We start from the raw sequence: 278 nt of genomic DNA, 5'->3' as shown, positions 1-278 counted from the left end.
GCATTACACTTTCCTTGCAAGTCTGCTGGCTCAGCGTTTTCGTTAAATTCAGCCCAGTCTTCAATACAGCCTGAACCTTTCGATTTTAAGTGGTTAACCACAACAGTTAACTTTTCATCGTTAATGCTAAAGGTTTGCACTAAGCTATGACGTTGGAACTTTTCATAACTCGGGCTTTGCTCAACAACTCCATCTTTCTCACGGGTTTGCGCACCTTCTGCAGCATGTTGTTCTGGCGTCGCAATCACTTTTGCCGCGCCGTCTAATGTAATACGGGC

At 45.0% G+C, this 278-nt stretch carries 1 protein-coding gene; it reads right to left on the bottom strand.

What is annotated here, in order from left to right; genetic code table 11:
• The coding region (locus AAEY79_RS14705; RefSeq protein WP_352289073.1) for a hypothetical protein at positions 1-278 on the bottom strand (278 nt) is incomplete at both ends.

Source organism: Psychrobacter sp. GW64-MNA-CIBAN-0177, assembly GCF_040309585.1.
GTDB classification, from domain to species: Bacteria; Pseudomonadota; Gammaproteobacteria; order Pseudomonadales; family Moraxellaceae; genus Psychrobacter; species Psychrobacter okhotskensis.
Note: the sequence above shows the minus strand (reverse complement) of the source record. Positions and strands in the feature narration are given on the sequence as shown.